Source organism: Arthrobacter sp. NicSoilB8 (assembly GCF_019977355.1).
Classification (GTDB): Bacteria; Actinomycetota; Actinomycetes; order Actinomycetales; family Micrococcaceae; genus Arthrobacter.
In genome coordinates this window covers 1,729,014-1,746,534 of the sequence record NZ_AP024655.1, presented here as the reverse complement: position 1 = coordinate 1,746,534, position 17,521 = coordinate 1,729,014, and the positions used below count along the sequence as shown (strand labels likewise).

General features: G+C 67.4%; 15 protein-coding genes. 6 read left to right on the top strand and 9 right to left on the bottom strand.

Annotation, left to right across the window (positions count from 1 at the left end; genetic code table 11):
• Window positions 1-167: 167 nt before the first annotated feature.
• Window positions 168-1,559, bottom strand: a complete 1,392-nt coding sequence (locus LDO15_RS07795) for a 3-deoxy-7-phosphoheptulonate synthase class II (RefSeq protein WP_223985647.1) — start codon at window positions 1,557-1,559, stop codon at window positions 168-170.
• Between the two features lie 88 nt (window positions 1,560-1,647).
• A complete protein-coding gene (locus tag LDO15_RS07790) occupies window positions 1,648-2,451 on the bottom strand; it encodes a lysophospholipid acyltransferase family protein (RefSeq protein WP_223985645.1) in 804 nt (267 codons plus the stop codon).
• A 113-nt stretch (window positions 2,452-2,564) separates the two neighbouring features.
• Between LDO15_RS07790 and LDO15_RS07785 the strand changes: the two genes are divergently transcribed.
• The 3 genes from LDO15_RS07785 to LDO15_RS07775 are packed head-to-tail and all read left to right on the top strand — an operon-like array spanning window position 2,565 to window position 4,979.
• Window positions 2,565-3,365, top strand: coding sequence for an alpha/beta fold hydrolase (locus tag LDO15_RS07785; protein WP_223985642.1), 801 nt, complete (start codon window positions 2,565-2,567; stop codon window positions 3,363-3,365).
• Window positions 3,362-4,165, top strand: a complete 804-nt coding sequence (locus tag LDO15_RS07780; protein ID WP_223985640.1) for an alpha/beta fold hydrolase — start codon at window positions 3,362-3,364, stop codon at window positions 4,163-4,165. The genes LDO15_RS07785 and LDO15_RS07780 overlap by 4 nt, the downstream gene beginning before the upstream one ends.
• Complete coding sequence (locus LDO15_RS07775) at window positions 4,158-4,979, top strand: hypothetical protein (RefSeq protein WP_346655984.1); 822 nt, start codon at window positions 4,158-4,160, stop codon at window positions 4,977-4,979. The genes LDO15_RS07780 and LDO15_RS07775 overlap by 8 nt, the downstream gene beginning before the upstream one ends.
• A 105-nt stretch (window positions 4,980-5,084) precedes the next feature.
• Here the strand turns inward: LDO15_RS07775 and LDO15_RS07770 are convergent, their stop codons facing one another.
• Window positions 5,085-6,176 carry an ROK family glucokinase gene (locus LDO15_RS07770; protein WP_223985638.1) on the bottom strand — a complete coding sequence of 364 codons (1,092 nt, stop codon included), beginning with the start codon at window positions 6,174-6,176 and terminating at the stop codon, window positions 5,085-5,087.
• Between the two features lie 247 nt (window positions 6,177-6,423).
• Here LDO15_RS07770 and LDO15_RS07765 point away from each other — a divergent pair, with 247 nt between their 5' ends.
• Window positions 6,424-8,247, top strand: coding sequence for a long-chain fatty acid--CoA ligase (locus LDO15_RS07765; RefSeq protein WP_223985636.1), 1,824 nt, complete (start codon window positions 6,424-6,426; stop codon window positions 8,245-8,247).
• Between the two features lie 145 nt (window positions 8,248-8,392).
• Here the strand turns inward: LDO15_RS07765 and LDO15_RS07760 are convergent, their stop codons facing one another.
• Window positions 8,393-11,788, bottom strand: a complete 3,396-nt coding sequence (locus tag LDO15_RS07760; RefSeq protein ID WP_223985634.1) for a pyruvate carboxylase — start codon at window positions 11,786-11,788, stop codon at window positions 8,393-8,395.
• Window positions 11,789-12,108: 320 nt separating this feature from the next.
• On the opposite strand from LDO15_RS07760, the gene LDO15_RS07755 reads away from it, so the two are divergent.
• Window positions 12,109-12,999, top strand: coding sequence for a ParA family protein (locus LDO15_RS07755; RefSeq protein WP_223985632.1), 891 nt, complete (start codon window positions 12,109-12,111; stop codon window positions 12,997-12,999).
• 127 nt (window positions 13,000-13,126) lie between these two features.
• On the opposite strand, the gene LDO15_RS07750 is transcribed toward LDO15_RS07755, so the two are convergent.
• From LDO15_RS07750 to gcvH, 5 genes are all read right to left on the bottom strand, one after another.
• Window positions 13,127-13,723, bottom strand: a complete 597-nt coding sequence (locus LDO15_RS07750) for a MerR family transcriptional regulator (protein ID WP_223985630.1) — start codon at window positions 13,721-13,723, stop codon at window positions 13,127-13,129.
• 351 nt (window positions 13,724-14,074) lie between these two features.
• Window positions 14,075-14,578 carry a bifunctional nuclease family protein gene (locus LDO15_RS07745; protein WP_120954887.1) on the bottom strand — a complete coding sequence of 168 codons (504 nt, stop codon included), beginning with the start codon at window positions 14,576-14,578 and terminating at the stop codon, window positions 14,075-14,077.
• Window positions 14,578-15,300 carry a MerR family transcriptional regulator gene (locus tag LDO15_RS07740; protein WP_223985627.1) on the bottom strand — a complete coding sequence of 241 codons (723 nt, stop codon included), beginning with the start codon at window positions 15,298-15,300 and terminating at the stop codon, window positions 14,578-14,580. Before LDO15_RS07740 ends, LDO15_RS07745 begins: the two co-directional genes overlap by 1 nt.
• A 17-nt stretch (window positions 15,301-15,317) precedes the next feature.
• Window positions 15,318-15,794 carry an FHA domain-containing protein gene (locus LDO15_RS07735; protein WP_223985624.1) on the bottom strand — a complete coding sequence of 159 codons (477 nt, stop codon included), beginning with the start codon at window positions 15,792-15,794 and terminating at the stop codon, window positions 15,318-15,320.
• Between the two features lie 154 nt (window positions 15,795-15,948).
• Window positions 15,949-16,335 (bottom strand): glycine cleavage system protein GcvH, encoded by a 387-nt coding sequence (gcvH, locus tag LDO15_RS07730; RefSeq protein WP_223985621.1) that lies wholly within the window; start codon window positions 16,333-16,335, stop codon window positions 15,949-15,951.
• A 193-nt stretch (window positions 16,336-16,528) separates the two neighbouring features.
• Between gcvH and LDO15_RS07725 the strand changes: the two genes are divergently transcribed.
• Entirely contained in the window at window positions 16,529-17,398 is an 870-nt protein-coding gene (locus LDO15_RS07725) for a DNA-formamidopyrimidine glycosylase family protein (protein ID WP_223985618.1), read from the top strand.
• Window positions 17,399-17,521 lie beyond the last annotated feature (123 nt).

The following is a 17,521-nucleotide window of genomic DNA, read 5'->3' as shown; positions in this document are numbered from 1 at the left end:
CAACCTCTGAAAGGAGACCGGCACCCCCGGTTAAACAGGCTCCGCCCGGCTGGTTCAGCCGGGCGGAGCGTTCTGTCAGCGAGTTTATGTTTCAGGAACCTTTGCCAGTGAGCTTCTCCGACAGTCAGATTCTCCGACAGTGATCTTTTTGCAGTCAGCCCAGCAGCTCAGCGCTTGGCGAGGGCACCGGCCACGAGGAACGCCATTTCCAGGGACTGCATGTGGTTCAGGCGCGGATCGCAGACCGATTCGTAGCGGTCCAGGAACGCTTCCTGGTCGATCGGGTCGGCTCCGCCGAGGCACTCGGCGACGTCGTCGCCGGTCATCTCCACGTGCAGGCCGCCGGGAACGGTGCCGAGCGCGTGGTGGACTTCGAAGAACCCGCGCACTTCATCGATGACGTCGTCGAAGTTACGGGTCTTGTAGCCGTTGGGCGAGGTGACCGTGTTGCCGTGCATGGGGTCGGTGACCCACAGGACCTGCGCCCCGGAGGCAGTGACGCGCTCGACGATCGGGGGGAGCTTCTCGCGGATGTTGCCGGCGCCCATGCGGGTGATGAAGGTGAGCCGGCCGGGCTCCCGCTCCGGATCGAGCTTGTCGATCAGGCGCAGGGCGTCGTCGCCGCTCGTTGACGGGCCGAGCTTCACGCCGATCGGGTTGCGGACACGGGAGAGGAAATCAACGTGCGCGTGGTCCAGTTCGCGGGTGCGCTCCCCGATCCACAGGAAGTGGGCCGAGGTGTCGTAGGGCAGCCCGGTGCGCGAATCGATGCGGGTCAGGGCGCGCTCGTAGTCCAGCAGCAGGGCTTCATGGCTGGCGTAGAACTCCACGCGCTTGAGGGCCTCGAAGTCGGCGCCGCAGGAGGACATGAACTTGATGGCGCGGTCGATGTCCCGGGCCAGCGACTCGTAGCGGGCGTGCGCAGGGTTTTCGGTGAAGCCCTTGTTCCACTGGTGCACCAGGCGCAGGTCCGCAAAGCCGCCCTGCGTGAAGGCGCGGATCAGGTTCAGGGTGGAGGCGGAGGTGTGGTATGCCTTCAGCATCCGGCTGGCATCATGCGCCCGGGATTCCGGGGTGAAGTCGTAGCCGTTCACGATGTCGCCGCGGTACGCCGGGAGGGTGACGCCGTCGCGCGTTTCGTCGTTGGAGGAGCGCGGCTTGGCGAACTGCCCCGCCATGCGGCCCATCTTGATGACCGGCATGGCCGCACCGTAGGTGAGGACCACTGCCATCTGCAGGATGGTCCGGACGCGGGCACTGATCTTGTCAGCTGTCGCCGCCTCGAAGGTCTCGGCGCAGTCGCCACCCTGGAGCAGGAAAGCCTTGCCCTGCGCGGCCGCGGCGAGCCGTTCGCGAAGGATGTCCACTTCGCCCGCGAAGACGAGCGGCGGCAGGACGGAAAGTTCCTTGACGGACGCCTCGAAGACAGCCTGGTCCGACCACGTGGGCTGCTGCGAGGCCGGGAGCTCACGCCAGTTGTCCAGGCCGGGATAGTTGGCGGCTCCGCTCTGGGCGGTGCTGGTCAGCGGGGAAACTGGTTTCTCAGATAGCTCGGTCACCCTCTAAGGATAGTTGTCCCGTCGAGGTTCGGCGGCCCCGCCTGTCATTGACAGCCCGGATTCCGTCACATGGCCCCCGTTCAACCGGTCAGACGGTCCCCGGAGCTTCCGGGCCGTCCTCCCCTGCCGCCGGCGGCGGAACCTGTTCGGGGCCTGCCGTCGGGGTCGCAGAAGTTGTGCCCTTGCCTGCGTCCGGGCCTGCCACTTGGGCCTTGCCCGTCTGTCGCAGTTTGACGACGGCGGCGTACTCGTCCACGTATTCCTGCCCGGACAGCCGCATGAGCTCGTACATGATCTCGTCGGTCACCGAACGCTGGATCAGCCGGTCGTCCTCCATCCCGTAGTAACGGCTGAAGTCGAGCGGTTCGCCGAAGATCATGCCGATGCGGCGGATGTTGGGAACACGCTTGCCGATCGGCTGCACCTTGTCCGTTCCAATCATCGCCACCGGAATGACCGGCACGCGAGCCTGCAGCGCGAGGCGGGCGACGCCCACCTTGCCGCGATAAAGGCGCGCGTCGGGGCTGCGGGTGCCTTCCGGATAGATGCCCAGCAGCGAGCCGCTCTTGAGCACGTCCATGCCGGCGTTTAGGGACTGCGCGGACGCAGCACCCCCGGACCGGTCCATGGGGAGCTGGTTGGTGAGCCGGAAAAAGGCCGCGGTCAGCCTGCCCTTGATCCCGGTGCCGGTGAAATATTCGGACTTGGCCAGGAAGACGACCGGACGCGGAACCATGACCGGCATGAAGATCGAGTCCGAGAAGGAGAGGTGGTTCGAGGCCAGGATCGCAGCGCCTTGGGCCGGGACGTTGTCGAGGCCCTTGACCCAGGGCCGGAACAACAGCTTCAACACCGGTCCCAGGACAAACGTCTTCATGAACCAATAAAACACTCGGTGACCTCTCCGGAAGGCGGCTGGCCGGCCGCCCGAACCGGGTCCGGCCAGGACTTCAATGGACACCTTACTCTAGTGAGTTTTGTCGCTAAGGGTGACACGATGGGCTCATGACTGAAAGCAGTATTTCCCCGGCTCCCGCCGCTTTCAGCTACCCCGGCCATGGCACTAACGCCCGGATCGGCGTGGCCATCTGCCACGGCTTCACGGGCAGCCCGCTCAGCGTCCTGCCTTGGGCCCGGCACCTGGCCGACCAGGGCTTCGCGGTGTCGGTGCCGCTGCTGCCCGGGCACGGCACCCACTGGCGGGACCTCGCCCGGCAGGGCTGGCAGGACTGGTACACGAGCTTTGAGACGGCGTACCTGGACCTGGCCGCCCGGACCAGCGACTGCTACGTCGCCGGGCTGTCCATGGGCGGCACGATCGCCCTGCGCACCGCGGCCCGCCACAAGGTGGCCGGCGTGCTCGCCGTAAACCCGGGGCTGAGCTTCTATGACCGCAGGGTCAGGGTGGTCGGACTGCTCAAGTACTTCCAGCGCACCACCACGCCGATCCAGGAGGAAAGCTCCACGGCGCCGGCCACCGACGACGGCGACTACTCCCTGACGCCGCTCGCGGCGGTCCACCAACTGCGCCGACTGTTTTCCGCGACCCTGCGGGAACTCCCGGCCGTGCAGGCGCCGGTCCTGGTCTTCAAGTCGGACACCGATGCCGTCGTCCCGCCGTCGTCCTTGGAGCTGCTGCGCAGCCGCCTGGGGTCCCGGGACCTCACGGTAGTCCGGCTTCCGCGCAGCGGGCACGTTGCGACCCTGGATGCCGATGCGCCGCTACTCTTTGAAGAGTCAGTACGCTTCGTCCGCCAGCAAGCCCGCTCCACGACGCCGCCCACCGCCCCCTCGGAGACCCCATGAGCATCCTCCCGGACCATTCGCCGTTCAGCAGCCCCTTCACGGGAACCGGCCCCCGGACCGGCGTCGTGGTGTCCCACGGCTTCACCGGCAGCCCGCACAGCGTGCGGGACTGGGCAATGGCATTGGCCAGTGCCGGATACGCCGTCCGGCTCCCCCTCTTGCCGGGGCACGGAACGAGCTGGCAGGAGTTGGCCAGGACCCGCTGGCAGGACTGGCACGGGGCCCTGGACGCGGCCTACCTCGAGCTTGCGGAAGAATGCGACGTGGTGGTCATGGCCGGGCTTTCCATGGGCGGCACCCTGGCGTTGCGGATCGCTGCGACCCGCCCTGTGGCGGGAGTCGTGGTGGTCAACCCGGGACTGGTCATCGATGACCCCCGCGCCCCGCTCGCCGGCGTCTTGAAATTCGTCCTCAAGAGCACCCCCGCGATCGCCAACGACATCCTCAAACCGGACATGGATGAGGGCGCGTATCCGCGGACTCCGGTGGCCGCCGCGCACGAGCTCAACAAGATGTTCAAGGACACCGTGCGCCTGCTGCCCCAAATTACGGCGCCCGTCCGGGTCTACCGTTCCTCGGTGGACCATGTGGTGTCCGAGTCCAGCATGGTTGCCCTGCGCCGCGGGTTGACCAATGCCCCGCTGGAAGTGGTTCCGCTGGAAAACAGTTACCACGTCGCCACCATCGACAACGACGCGCCCGAGATCTTCCGTGGCTCCGCCGAATTCGTCCGGTCCGTGGCTTCCCAGGCCAGTCCGGGCGCCGCCCGCGCCAGCCGGAAGGACACGGCCCATGACTAAGCCGGACCCCAGCGTGCCGGACCCGGAGACTCCGGATCCTGAGACTCCGGACCCCGGGACTCCGGACCCCGCCGGCAGTCATTCTCCTGGACTCGATGGGGCCGGCGATGCTGTCCCCGGCGCCTCTGTCCCAGGTGCCCCGCCTGTTCCAGGCGCCCCGCCGCCCCCTGCGCCCCGGCCCTATGAGCCCCAAGCCCACGGCTCGCCGGCCCACCCGTCGCCGGACACTTCCGCCGACAACGCACCGTCCGACGATGACGACGCCGTCTGGCTGGATCTGGTCGCCCGGCTCGAAGGCGTGGGGGCAGCCGGGGACGAGGCTACCGGCAGCGGGCCGGCCGCCGGGACGGCCGGTTCTGCGGGCAGTGGGCCGCCCGGCGGGACGGACAGCGCCGGCAGCTCACCTGCGTGGACGTTCCGTGACTTTGACCCGCTGGGTCTCGCCGGCACGGCGCCGATCGAGCTCTCCGCTAAGGAGCGGCTCTCTCCTGCGGCCGGGAGGCCGGCGGCTGCGGGCGGCGACGAACTGCCGGACACCACTGCCGGGCCGCGCGACTACGAGCCCGAGGACGACGACGGGGCGTTTGTCCCGGAGGAGCCTCCCAGTCTCGCCGGCGCTGATCCGATGACTGTCCTTGCCTGGATTGGCGCCGTGGGCGGGCCGATCGCGCTCGTGCTCTCGGCGATATTCTGGCGCTCGGCCCCGCTGGTGGCCATCCTTGGCATGGTGGCCGCGTTCGCGGCCTCCGTGGTCTTCCTGATCATGAAACTGCCGGGCGAGAAGGACGAACACGACGACGGGGCGCGCATTTAGTCCATCCCGGGGCTCCGGTTCATCAGGGTCTTCAACGAGTAGGTCCCCACGCAAGACGCTGCCTTCTTTCACTGCGCTCCTGCGGGGTTTCCATCCTCCGCTGCGCTAGGTGTGCATGCGGCTGCTGACCCGCGAGAGGTCGGCAGCACCGATGAGTCCGGCGTTGGGCCCGAGGGCCGCCAGTTCGATTTCCGCCGCGGGGCGGAAGCCGCGGCCGGTGAGGTTGCGCAGGAAAGACTTCCGGGCCGGGCCGACCAGGAGCTCGCCGGCATCGCACAGTCCGCCGCCGATCACGAACTTCCCGGGATCCAGGGCCGCGGCAAGGTTCGCCAGGCCCAGGCCCAGCCATTCGCCGACGTCTTCGAGCAGTTCCCTGGACGTCGGATCCCCGGCCTTGGCCAGCTCCGTGACAATCGCACCCGTGATGCGTCCGACGTCTCCGTCGACGGCCTTGAGCAGCTCCTGGGCTACCGGGGAGTTCGCGGCGGCCAATTCCCTGGCCTCACGCCCCAGCGCATTGCCCGAGGCATATTGTTCCCAGCAGCCCCGGTTGCCGCACTCGCAGCGTTGGCCGCCAGGCATGATGATCTGGTGGCCGAACTCCCCCGCCACGCCGAACTGGCCGCGCTCCACCCTCCCGTCCATCACCATGGCGCCGCCGATACCGGTACCCAGGGTGATGCAAACCAGCCGGCTCTGCCCCTGCCCGGCACCAAAGCGCCATTCCGCCCAGGCGGCGGCGTCGGCGTCGTTGGTCAGCAGGACGGGGCGGCGCAGCAGCCGCTGCAGATTCTCCCGCAGGGGTTCATTGCGCCATGCCAGATGCGGGCTAAAGAGGACTGTCGCTCCGTCGAGGTCCATCCAGCCGGCGGCGCCGATCCCGACCGACCAGATCCGGTGCCCTGCGCCCAGTTCTTCGACCAGTTCAACAATGACCTGCTCCACGGCGCGCGGATCGCTGCCCGGCGTGGATCGTTTCGCCTGGCTGAGGATCCTGCCCTCGGCGTCAACCACCCCGGCCGCAACCTTGGTTCCCCCGATGTCGACGCCGATTGCCAGGCCCTTGCGGCCCAGCCGCAGCTGCGAACGGATGTCGTGCCCGGCCGCGGCCGCCGCCGCTCCGGCCAGGGTCCTGTTTCGCCAGGCGGCGGTCCGGCGGCGCAGGCCGGGCTGCCGGCCGGGTGTTGGTGTCTGCATGATTCCCCATTCTATTCACCGGGGCCGGCGCATCCGCGAAGGCCCGGCAGCATGACGCCCCGGCATGGCATGCTGCGGGACACCGCGGGATGCCCCGCAGCCGGCGGCCACGGCACCCTGACTGGCGGAACTGCGCCCCTGAACGTAAAGTTACTGGCCAGTAGGTGTCGCAGAACACACCTTCTCGGGACCGCATACTAGGCTTAGCCGTACCCGTTGCGGGCCTATGGATACCAAAGGAGCTGTCGTGCGAGAAATCATTGTCCCGCCCCTGGTGAATGTCGATCCGGACACCAACGTCACCGATCTCGTGGTGCGCCAGGCGGCAAAGGCCTCCAACCCCGCGCTGTTCTCGCGGCTCGACGCGGCGGGCCAGTGGCAAGACGTCCGCGCCACGGATTTCCTGGCCGACGTCGCGGCCCTCGCCAAGGGCCTCATGGCCAGCGGTGTCGCCGCCGGCGACAGGGTCGGCATCATGTCCCGTACCCGTTACGAATGGGCCCTGATCGACTTCGCCGTCTGGTTTGCCGGAGCCGTCTCCGTTCCGATCTACGAGACCTCCTCCCCTTCCCAGGTCGCCTGGAACCTCGGTGACTCCGGCGCCGTGGCCGCGTTCGGCGAATCCGCGCACCACGAGGACGTCATCCGGCAGGCGGCCACCTCCGAGGGGCTCACGGCCCTGCGGCATGTCTGGCAGCTCGAGGGCAACAGCCTGGACGAGGTCCGCGCGGCGGGAGCCGGCATCAGCGACGCCGAACTCGAGGCCCGGCGCAGCCTGGCGTCCCTGAACGATGTCGCCACGATCATCTACACCTCGGGAACCACGGGCCGGCCCAAGGGCTGCGAGCTGACCCACGGGAACTTCGTGGAACTCTCCGAGAACGCCCTCGCCACGTCGCTGGGCACCATCGTCCACGAGCAGGCCAGGACCATCATGTTCCTGCCGCTCGCCCACGTCTTCGCGCGCTTCATCTCCGTGCTGGCGGTCGCCGCCGGCGTCACGGTGGCGCACACCCCGGACATCAAGAACCTGCTGCCGGACCTGCAGAGCTACAAGCCGACCTTCATCCTCGCCGTCCCGCGCGTCTTCGAAAAGGTCTACAACTCCGCCCTGACCAAGGCCGAGGACGGCGGCAAGGGCGCCATCTTCCACCGCGCCGCGGACACCGCCATCGAATACTCCCGCGCCCGGCAGGCCGGCAAGGTGGGGCTCGTCCTGAAGCTCAAGCACACGGTGTTCGACAGGCTCGTCTACAGCAAGCTCCGCGCCGCCATGGGCGGCCACGTCTCCCACGCCGTTTCCGGCGGCGGCCCGCTCGGCGAACGGCTGGGTCACTTCTTCCAGGGCATTGGCATGCAGATCCTGGAAGGCTACGGGCTGACCGAAACCACGGCGCCGGTCACAGTGAACACCCCGGACCTGATCAAGATCGGCACCGTCGGCGCCCCGATTCCCGGCAACGCGGTCAGGATCGCGGACGACGGCGAGATCCTCGCCAAGGGCGTCTGCGTCATGCGCGGCTACTACAAGCGCGCTGACCTGTCCGCCGCGACCTTCGACGGCGACGGCTGGTTCCGCACCGGCGACATCGGCCAGCTGGATGAACAGGGCTTCCTGACCATCACCGGGCGCAAGAAAGAAATCATCGTCACGGCGGGCGGCAAGAACGTGGTCCCGGCCCTGCTGGAAGACCAGATCCGGGCCGACGCGCTCGTCTCGCAGGTGCTCGTCGTGGGTGACAACCGACCGTTTATCGGCGCCCTGGTCACGCTGGACGAAGAAGCCCTCCCCGGCTGGCTGGGCCGCCACGGGCTCCCGGCGTCGACGTCGCTTGCCGAGGCCGCCGAGAACCCGACAGTGAAGGCTGCCGTCCAGGAGCTCATCAACCACGCCAACCAGTCCGTGTCCCAGGCCGAGGCGATCAAGTCCTTCCGGATCGTGCCCGCCGACTTCACCGAGGCCTCCGGCCATCTGACCCCCTCCATGAAGGTCAAGCGGGCCCAGGTGCTCAAGGACTTCGAGACCGTGATCGAGGAAATGTACAGCGCCAAGCGTCCCACCCTCGCCTAAAAGCAACGCGGGGTCAGATACGGCCCATCCGGCGCCCCCTGATGGACCGTATCTGACCCCGCGTTGCTTTTCGTTCGGCGGAAACAGAAGGGTCCTTCCAGCCTCTCGGCCGGAAGGACCCTTCGTCGCTCTCAATCTTCGGCTGCTATTCAACCACCAGCAGCAGATCCCCGCCCTGAACCTGTTCGATCGCGCCGACGGCGAGGCGTGCCACGGTGCCTGCCACCGGCGTCGTGATCGAGGCTTCCATCTTCATGGCCTCGATCGTGGCGACGGTGTCGCCGGCCTTGACCGTGTCGCCCGTCTTGACGGTCAGCGTGACGGCACCGGCGAACGGCGCGGCCACCTGGCCAGGCTGGGACGTGTCGGCACGTTCGGCGGCCTTGACGTTGCTCACCACGGAACGGTCGCGGACCACCACGGGCCGGGACTGGCCGTTGAGCGTGCACATGACGGTGCGCATGCCCTTCTCGTCCGGTTCGGAGACGGCCTCGAGCGAGGCGATCAGGCGGACGCCCTTCTCCAGCTCGATCTCGTGCTCTGCACCGCGCTGCAGCCCGAAGAGGTAGTCGCGCGTGTCCAGCACCGACAAGTTGCCGTAGGACTCAACGCTCTTCTGGTAATCCTTGGTGGGACCGGCGAAGAGCAGGCGGTTGAGAGTGCGCTGGCGGGTCTTGGAATCGCCCTGCAGCGCGGCGCTGTCCTCGGGGCTGAGCTCGACGTCGCGGACCTTCACGTTACGGCCCTGGAGCGCCTTGGTGCGGAAGGGCTCTGGCCAGCCGCCGGGCGGGTCGCCGAGCTCGCCGGAGAGGAAGCCGATGACGGAGTCCGGGACATCGTACTTCTGCGGGTTCTCGTTGAAGTCCGCGGGGTCGGCGTTGAGGCCCACGAGGTGCAGGGCGAGGTCGCCCACCACCTTGGACGACGGCGTCACCTTCACGAGACGGCCGAGGATGCGGTCCGCGGCGGTGTACATGTCCTCGATTGCCTCGAAACGCTCGCCAAGACCCAGGGCCATCGCCTGCTGGCGCAGGTTGGACAGCTGCCCGCCCGGAATCTCGTGCTGGTAGACCCGGCCCGTGGGGCCCGGCAGGCCTGATTCGAACGGCGCGTAGACCCGGCGGACGGCTTCCCAGTACGGCTCAAGGGCACAGACGTTCGCGAGGTTCAGTCCGGTGTCGCGCGGCGTGTGGGCCAGCGCGGCGACGAGGGCGGAGGCCGACGGCTGGCTGGTGGTCCCGGCCAGGGAGGCCGAAGCCACGTCCACGGCGTCGACGCCGGCATCCACGGCCGCGAGGAGAGTGGCCAGCTGGCCGCCTGCGGTGTCGTGGGTGTGCAGGTGGACCGGGAGGTCGAACCGCTCCCGCAGTGCCGTCACGAGGCGAGCCGCGGCGGCAGGGCGCAGCAGCCCGGCCATGTCCTTGATTGCGAGGATGTGCGCCCCGGCGTCGACGATCTTCTGCGCCAGCTCCAGGTAGTAGTCCAGGGTGTAAAGCGTCTCCTCCGGATCCAGCATGTCCGCCGTGTAGCAAAGGGCGACCTCGGCGACGGCGGTTCCGGTCTCGCGGACGGCCCGGATGGCCGGGGCCATCTGGTTGACATCGTTAAGGGCGTCGAAGATGCGGAAGATGTCGATGCCCGTGGCGGCGGCCTCGTTGACGAATGCCACCGTGACCTCTTCCGGGTAGGGCGTGTAGCCGACGGTGTTGCGGCCGCGGAGCAGCATCTGCAGGCAGAGGTTCGGCAGTGCCTTGCGCAGCGCCGCGAGCCGGTCCCACGGGTCCTCGCCGAGGAAGCGCAGCGCGACGTCGTAGGTCGCCCCGCCCCAGGCCTCGACCGAGAGCAGTTCCGGGAGCAGCTTGGACACGGCCGGTCCGGCCGCCACCAGGTCTCGGGTGCGCACGCGGGTGGCGAGCAGGGACTGGTGCGCGTCCCGGAAAGTGGTGTCCGTGACGGCCACGGCGTCCTGCGCGCGCAGGGCCTTGGCGAAGCCTTCCGGGCCGAGCTCCAGGAGCCGCTGGCGGGACCCCGGCTGGGCCTTGGCGTTATCGAGGGCCGGGAGCTTGTCCGCCGGGTCCGTGTGGACCTTCAGTTCGCCGTTGGGCTTGTTGACCGTGACATCCGCGAGCCAGGTCAGGAGCTTGGTGCCGCGGTCCGCAGAGACCCTGGCCTTGAGCAGCTCGGGCCGTTCATCGATGAACGAGGTGGCCACATCGCCGGCGACGAAGTCGGGATCGTCCAGGACGGCCTGCAGGAAGGAGATGTTGGTGGACACGCCGCGGATGCGGAATTCGGCGAGGGCGCGGCGGGCCCGGGCGACGGCGGCAGGGTAGCTGCGGCCGCGGCAGGTCAGCTTAACCAGCATGGAGTCAAAGTGCGGGCTGATCTCCGCGCCCGAGTAGACGGTGCCGCCGTCGAGCCGCACGCCGGCGCCGCCGGCGGAGCGGTAGCCTGTGATCTTGCCGACGTCGGGCCGGAAGCCGTTGGCGGGGTCCTCCGTGGTGATGCGGCACTGCAGGGCCGCACCCTTGAGCTGGACGCTGTCCTGCGAGAGGCCCAGGTCCGCGAGGGTCTCGCCGGAGGCGATGCGCAGCTGCGCCTGGACGAGGTCGACGTCGGTGACCTCCTCGGTGACCGTGTGCTCGACCTGGATGCGCGGGTTCATTTCGATGAACACGTGCTGGCCGGCGCGCTCTCCGACCGTGTCGACGAGGAACTCAACCGTGCCGGCGTTGACGTAGTTCAGCGCCTTCGCAAATTTCACGGCGTCCCGGTACAGCGCCTGCCGGATGCCTTCGTCGAGGTTCGGGGCCGGTGCGATCTCAACGACCTTCTGGTGGCGGCGCTGGATGGAGCAGTCGCGCTCGAAGAGGTGCATGATGTTGCCCTCGGCGTCGGCCAGGATCTGGACCTCGATGTGGCGCGGGCGCAGGACGGCCTGCTCGAGGAACATGGTGGGGTCCCCGAATGCGGCGTCCGCTTCGCGCATGGCGGCCTGCAGGGCCTCCGGGAGCGCCTCGCGGGTGTCCACGCGGCGCATGCCGCGCCCGCCGCCGCCGGCAACGGCCTTGGCGAAGATGGGGAAGCCGATCTCGTCCGCGGCGGCGATCAGTTCATCCAGGTCCTTCGAGGGCTGGCTGGACTTGAGCACGGGAACACCGGCCTTGCGGGCGGCTTCCAGGGCGGCAACCTTGTTGCCCGCAAGTTCCAGGACTTCCGCCGGCGGGCCGACGAACGTGATGCCGGCCTCCTTAGCGGCCCGCGCCAGGCGCGGGTTCTCGGAGAGGAAGCCGTAGCCGGGGTAGATGGCGTCCGCCCCGGCCTCCTTGGCCACCCGCACCACCTCGTCGACGTCGAGGTAGGCCCGGACCGGGTGCCCCTCTTCGCCGATCAGATATGCCTCGTCGGCCTTCTGGCGGTGGATGGAGTTGCGGTCCTCGTGGGGAAACACAGCGACAGTCTTGGCACCCAGCTCGTAGCCCGCGCGAAAGGCGCGAATCGCGATTTCGCCGCGGTTGGCCACCAGAATCTTAGAAAACATACTTCTCCTGCATCATCGCGGGCGTATCGGTAAGTGCTCACAGTGTGTAAGACCCGTGTGGGCAAACACAAATCATTGTGGCCACCGTCACAGCATTATCCGTCACGGACGCTGCTATGGGCAGTGCTTCCGCGCTGGTATGTGCCGCCGGCCCGGCCGGTTCGCGGTATTCTGCCGCCCCGGCGAAGGATGAAACAGGTTTCGCCGGAGCATCAACATATGATGAGGGGGTGGGTGGCGCACGCACGCCCCGGCTCCCAAGAACGCAGGAGCCGGCACGACCCCGTCTCGGCAACCGGCGTTAGGTATTGGTTTTTCAAGTGCAAGTAGTGAGCATCAGCAGCCTCAAAGGCGGTGTCGGCAAGACATCCGTGACCAGCGGTCTGGCGTCGGCGGCATTGGCCGCAGGCATCCCCACCCTCGTCGTCGACCTTGACCCGCACGCTGATGCCAGCACCGCCCTGGGCGTCAGCCCGGACGATCAGCTCGATATCGGCAGGATGCTGAGATCGCCCCGCCGCGCGCACCTGGCGGACAACGTGGTTCCCAGCGGCTGGGTGGAACATGCCCGGGCCAACGGCCACGCCAACGGGGCGGCCCTGTCCGGGGCAGCACGTTCGGGCGCCGCACGTTCGGGCACAGCACCCGTCCTTGATGTGGCCGTGGGCTCTGCCTACACGGGCATCTATGACCGGCCCGACCTCGGCCGCCGTGACCTCCGCCGGCTCTCCACGGTCCTGGCCGGTGCCGAAAACTACGAATTGGTCCTGGTCGACTGCCCGCCGTCGCTGAACGGCCTGACCCGGATGGCGTGGTCCGCGAGCGACAAAGTGACCCTGGTGGCCGAGCCCGGGCTCTTCTCGGTCGCCGGCACGGAGCGCACCATGCGTGCCATCCAGCTGTTCCGGCAGGAATTCGCCCCCAAGCTGTCCCCCGCCGGCATCGTGGCCAACCGGGTCCGCAGCGGCTCGGCGGAGCACACGTTCCGGCTCTCGGAGATGGAGTCCATGTTCGGCCAGCTGCTGCTGAGCCCGCACATCCCGGAGCAGGCCAACTGGCAGCAGATCCAGGGCGCGGCCCACTCCATCCACCACTGGCCCGGTGACTCGGCCAAGAACGCGGCCGCGCTGTTCGATGCCCTGCTGCAGAATCTGCTCAATCCCGGCGGCCTCGCTGCCGCGGGCACGGTCCGCAGCCGCAGCCAGCGCTGACCGCTCCGGCCAGAAACAACGCCAACAACAACGCGGGGTCACTTACCGCCCATCCCGAAGGTGCTGATGGGCGGAAAGTGACCCCGCGTTGTTTGGTTACGGCGGGAGATGCTGTGGGCGCCGGGGGCTAGCCGATCTTGCGGGCGGCGCGGCGCTTGCTCAGTTCGTCGTCGGGAAAGGACTGGTCCGCGGCGTGTTCGCTGGGCAGGGCGGCGAGGCTTCCTTCAACCTCGCGCCAAACACGGCCTACGGCGATGCCGAACACCCCCTGGCCGCCCTGGACGAGATCGATGACTTCATCCGCGGAGGTGCACTCGTAGACGCTCGCCCCGTCACTCATCAACGTGATCTGGGCGAGGTCTTCGACCCCGCGCTCCCGGAGGTGTTCGACGGCGGTGCGGATCTGCTGCAGGGACACCCCGGTGTCCAGGAGTCGCTTGACCACCTTGAGGACCAAGATGTCGCGGAAGCCGTAGAGCCGCTGCGAGCCGGAGCCGGCCGCGCCGCGTACGGCGGGCTCAACGAGTCCGGTGCGGGCCCAGTAGTCGAGTTGGCGGTAGGTGATGCCGGCCGCCTTGCAGGCGGTAGGGCCGCGGTAGCCCGCGTCTTCGTCCAGAACGGGAAGATCCTCGGTGAACAGCAGGCCTTGGGCACCGCTGGCGGGCACAGCAACGCCAGCCGTTACAGCTTGCTTGAGCTCGCCTGCTTCGCCTTTCGGACTCACGTGGACCCTCCTTGTCGTGAGTTCCCCTGAGTTAGTTGCATCGGCAGCAATGTATATGACTGGCTGCACGACACAGGATGAAGACTCCATCCGTGTAATTCAGCCGGGGCTGCACTTTCCAGTGTGACTTGCGCGGCTACCGTATGCAATGGGAACTTGTACCTCCGACGTTAGGCCTGCGGGGGCCCAAGGTCAAAGACGTTGGGGCTATTCGGCGGGCGTGTCGAAAGTTTCATTCTCGGCTTTAACGTTGACGTCCGTCACAGGGGTCCCAGAAGCCTCAGAAACCACACCAGTCACAGGCGCTCCGGCAGCCTCATACACCTCTGTGGAGCCACCAGTTAGGGCGGTTCAGCCGGCGAAATCCTCCGGTTCGACGTCGTCGAGGAATTCGCGGAAACGCCGCAGTTCGCCTTCTTCATCCACGGCGGGCCCGGGGTGCGTGTCCTCCCCCTCATCGTGTTCGGTGATCCGGACGCCGGCCTCGTCCATGACGGCATCGGCGCACCAGATCCGGCACTTGGCGCGCAGGGCCAGGGCCAGCGCATCCGAGGCACGGGAGCTGACGGTGGTTCCGTTCTCGAACTGCAGCTGCCCGTAAAAGATGTTGTCTTCCACCGCCACGATGTTGACGCTGACGATGGTGTGGCCAAGAGCCTCGACGACGTCCACCAGGAGGTCGTGGGTCATCGGCCGGGGCGGGACAACCCCCTGCTGGGCCAGCGCGATGGCGCTGGCTTCCGGGGTCCCGATCCAGATCGGTACATGGCGCTCACCATGGATTTCCTTGAGCAGGACCAGCGGCTGGTTGGACGGCAGCTCAATCCGCACGCCCACAATCTCCACCTCAATCATCAGATGTCCATCCTTGAGATGCGGTCGTGGACCAGCGCCTGGTGCAGGGACAGGCAGAGGTCGCTGATTTCCCGGGCTGCCTCGGCGGCCCGGGCGTGGGAGGCGGCGTCCTTGCGGGAGGTCAGCGTGGCTACGGCACGTTCCACGAGCCCGAATTCGCGGTCCGCGGCCGCCTGGAAGGGACGCAGGTGGCGCGGCTCCAGGCCGTGGCTCTCCAGCTGGACGCACGCCCGCGCCACCTGCAGGGCGTGTTCATCGAACTTGCCGTTGACGTGCCCGATCAGTCCGTAGCTCAGCAGGGACTCTAGCAGCGGAACGCTCGCCCCGGACTCGGCCCGGAGCTGTTCCTCGCTGAGCCGGCGCGCACGGCTTTGCAGCTCGGTGGCCAGCTCCTCGGAGACAATCCGCGGAGAGAGCGTGACGCCGGCCGGCAGGTTCTCCGGCCGTTCGCCGCGGTCGATCGCGTCAAGATAATCCTTGATGACCTTCAGCGGCAGGTACTGGTCCCGCTGGAGGGCCAGGACGAACCGCAGGCGTTCGACGTCGTTCTCGGAGTACTGCCGGTAGCCGGCAGGGGTGCGCTGCGGGTTGATGAGGCCCTTTTCCTCCAGGAACCGGATTTTTGACGCCGTCATGCTCGGGAAGTCGTCGCTCAATTGAGCCAGGACTTCCCCGATGTTCAGAACCTGGGGTCCGCGCCGGTCCGCATGTGCCGTGGCCACAGGCAGCTACCCCGGAATCAGACGTTGCCTGCTGCGCGGGCAGGGCTCAGGTAGAAGGTGAGGCGGAACTTGCCGATCTGGACCTCATTGCCGGACTTCAGCTCCACCGAATCCACGCGGTCGTGGTTGACGTAGGTGCCGTTGAGGCTTCCGGTGTCCACTACCTCGAAGCTGCGCGGGGTGCGGCGGAACTCTACGTGCCGGCGCGACACGGTGACGTCATCGAGGAAGATATCGGCGTCCGGGTGACGGCCCGCCGTCGTGACGTCCGTGTCCAGCAGGAAACGCGCGCCGGCGTTGGGGCCGCTGTGCGCGACGAGCAAAGCAGATCCGAAGGGAAGGGCCTCGACCGCAGCCCGCTCCTCGGTAGAGAGCTTCGGCGTGAAGTTGGGTTCGTCGCGCACCGGAGTGAGGTTGATCGACGTGGTCTCCGAAGCTTTCACTCCACCCGCGCGGTAACCGTCACCGGTGTCGTTCCGTTCGTGCCCAAACATTGAGTCCTCCTCATTCGCTGCAGGTGTCCCCCCTGCAAACAACGCATGCCGTCCGGAAAAGCCTCGCAGTCCCGGAGAGAGCCTTCGGGTGGGGCGTGGCTTGTTTGTTATCCCAACAACATTCCCCAGCGACCCGCCCGAACGACCTCTGTCTTTAGCCTACCTGCTGTTCATACTCGGATGCACTGAGCAACGACTCCACCGCGTCGGGTTCCGCGAGCTTAATTTCGATAAGCCAGCCCTCACCGTACGGATCCGAGTTAATCAGGGCTGAGTCGGTATCCAGGGACTCGTTCCGGGCCACGACCTCACCCGCGACGGGGGCGTAGATGTCGCTGACGCTTTTGGTGGATTCGACCTCTCCAACGACGTCGTTCGCCTTGATGGTTGTCCCCACTTCGGGCATCTGGGCGTAAACGACATCCCCGAGGGCGTCCTGGGCAAAATCGGTGATGCCGACGCGCACAACCCCGTCGGCGTTGGGGGCCGAAACCCATTCGTGTTCTGCGGTGTAGGACAGTTCTTCGGGAATGATGCTCATGACGGGCCTTTCATCGGGAATCACCAATGTCAACGGCGGCCAATCGAACTGCCCGCCGCTGAAAAGTATAGGCATATCCGGCCAGCGCCCGGGAGGACTCTGACATGATGAAGCGATGACGGAATATGCGCGGGCTTCGGTCAGGAAAAGAGTCAACTGTGGCCCCGACGGCCCAGCGCAAACGGCCTAGGCAATGCCGGAGCTTCCGGAAGTGGCGGGCCTGACGGCTTTCCTGGGCAAGCAGTTGCTCGGGGCAGCGGTGACGAGGGTGCAGATCGTCTCGTTCGCGGTACTCAAGACCGCCGATCCACCCTTTTCCGGGCTTGAGGGCCGGGTGGTCACCGGGGTGCGGCGGTTTGGCAAGTTCGTCAGCCTGGACGCCGACGGGCTGTCATTCGTTTTCCACCTCGCGCGGGCCGGCTGGATCCGCTTCACCGATGCGCCCAGTGATATCCGGCTGAAGATGGGCCAGGGCCACATTGCGGCGCGTCTGTCCTTTTCCGGCACAGCAGGACCGCGCGGCCTCGATTTGACGGAGGCCGGCACGAAGAAGGGCATGGCGGTCTATGTCGTCCGGGATCCCCACGACGTGCCCGGCATCGCGGCGCTCGGACCGGACCCGTTCAGCCCCGGGTTCGACGTCGATACCTTGGCGGGAATCTTGGGCTCGAGCCCGCAACAGGTCAAGGGCCTCTTGAGAAGCCAGAGCGTGATTGCCGGCATCGGGAACGCTTACAGCGACGAGATCCTGCACGCCGCCAAGATCTCTCCGTTCGCCATCGCCAAGACACTGGACCGGGATGCGGTCCAGCTGCTCTATGACGCCATCCACAGCATTCTTGGAACGGCCCTGCAGGAAGCGCACGGCAAGGCGCCCAATGAGCTCAAGGACACCAAACGGAGCCACATGAGGGTCCACGGCCGGACGGGCGAAGCGTGCCCGGTGTGCGGCGACACCGTTCGCGAGGTTTCCTTTGCGAACACCGCCCTGCAGTACTGTCCCACCTGCCAGACCAAGGGAAAGATCCTGGCCGACCGCCGGACGTCGCGCTTTTTGAAGTAGGCGCCTCCGGAGCGCTGAGCCGACACGGCGGCGGCCGGGCGCCGGCGCCCGGCCGCCGCGTCGCGGACACCGCCCGGCCCGATTACCGCACGGCACGGTTACCGCGCGGCCCGGTTACTGCAC

Excerpts from the sequence above, each read along its gene's own strand:
- LDO15_RS07785 (WP_223985642.1), top strand. The coding sequence starts at position 2,565 with ATGACTGAAAGCAGTATTTCCCCGGCTCCCGCCGCTTTCAGCTACCCC.
- LDO15_RS07780 (WP_223985640.1), top strand. The coding sequence starts at position 3,362 with ATGAGCATCCTCCCGGACCATTCGCCGTTCAGCAGCCCCTTCACGGGA.
- LDO15_RS07775 (WP_346655984.1), top strand. The coding sequence starts at position 4,158 with ATGACTAAGCCGGACCCCAGCGTGCCGGACCCGGAGACTCCGGATCCT.
- LDO15_RS07770 (WP_223985638.1), bottom strand. The coding sequence starts at position 6,176 with ATGCAGACACCAACACCCGGCCGGCAGCCCGGCCTGCGCCGCCGGACC.
- LDO15_RS07760 (WP_223985634.1), bottom strand. The coding sequence starts at position 11,788 with ATGTTTTCTAAGATTCTGGTGGCCAACCGCGGCGAAATCGCGATTCGC.
- LDO15_RS07745 (WP_120954887.1), bottom strand. The coding sequence starts at position 14,578 with ATGATTGAGGTGGAGATTGTGGGCGTGCGGATTGAGCTGCCGTCCAAC.
- LDO15_RS07735 (WP_223985624.1), bottom strand. The coding sequence starts at position 15,794 with ATGTTTGGGCACGAACGGAACGACACCGGTGACGGTTACCGCGCGGGT.
- gcvH (WP_223985621.1), bottom strand. The coding sequence starts at position 16,335 with ATGAGCATCATTCCCGAAGAACTGTCCTACACCGCAGAACACGAATGG.
- LDO15_RS07725 (WP_223985618.1), top strand. The coding sequence starts at position 16,529 with ATGCCGGAGCTTCCGGAAGTGGCGGGCCTGACGGCTTTCCTGGGCAAG.